2 protein-coding genes are annotated in these 855 nt (G+C 41.6%); both read left to right on the top strand.

The features are described 5' to 3' along the window. On the top strand, positions 1-440 hold a 440-nt coding region (locus GRP75_RS28285; protein WP_237449250.1), incomplete at its 5' end, for an ATP-binding protein. 193 nt (positions 441-633) lie between these two features. After that, entirely contained in the window at positions 634-822 is a 189-nt protein-coding gene (locus tag GRP75_RS28280) for a hypothetical protein (protein WP_076159616.1), read from the top strand. The last annotated feature ends 33 nt before the right edge of the window (positions 823-855 follow it).

Raw genomic sequence — 855 nt, 5'->3', positions numbered from 1 at the left:
CGAAAGTGAAAGATCAAATAATAGCCTTGGCTGCTGTCAAAAAAATATCTGTAGCATTCGCTGCATATAACCTCCCTAAGACGCTGTATGCAGACCCAGTTCTACTTGAGCGCGCCATTATGAATGTTGCTTCTAATGCGGTAGATCAGGCACCTGAGTATAGCGAGATCCAGGTGATCGTAGAATCTGTGGAAGACGGCATTCAGTTCGGCATCTTAGACGAAGGCTCGGGCTTCTCTACAGAAGGTCTCAAACAGGCCGCCGAGCAGTTTTATATGGGTGACTCGTCCAGAAGATTAAGCGGGCATTACGGGATGGGCCTGTATATAACAAAATCCATTGTCAACCTACATGGCGGAAAGCTGATTATTGCCAACTCCACCCAGACAGGCTGCGGACAGGTAAGTATTAAAATTCCACTCAGGTCATTACCGATATGATCGTCAAATTTTTAAAAAAAGATCATCTACTATCTAGGTTAGTTCGATTTCATCAGGCATACGCCTCTTCCTTGTTCTATGCTTAAACGATATAAAACGCTACTGACATTTATATATCAGTAGCGTTTTATCATTTTGCATCGGAATGAAGACACTCCTGACACAACCAATGTCGCTGAAGGAGTTAAAACCTATGATCCAGCTTCAATTAGATGAGAGCAACATATCAAATATTGAATGGTACGATAGGCTTTACGATTACCAAAAAAAGACAGATCAGCAGCTGAAAGAACTTCAGGAAATTAAGGATATGATTGAATTGAAATTGCAAACCGGGCAAAAATTTGGCCATAACTTTTTGCCACTTGAAACCCAAACTTAATCTGTTTTCGATTCCTGATCGCTCTGCTTGACC

This window comes from Paenibacillus sp. OT2-17 (assembly GCF_009827695.1).
Taxonomy (GTDB): domain Bacteria; phylum Bacillota; class Bacilli; order Paenibacillales; family Paenibacillaceae; genus Paenibacillus; species Paenibacillus polymyxa_B.
This window is presented reverse-complemented; position numbering and strand designations above follow the sequence as displayed.

Excerpts from the sequence above, each read along its gene's own strand:
- GRP75_RS28280 (WP_076159616.1), top strand. The coding sequence starts at position 634 with ATGATCCAGCTTCAATTAGATGAGAGCAACATATCAAATATTGAATGG.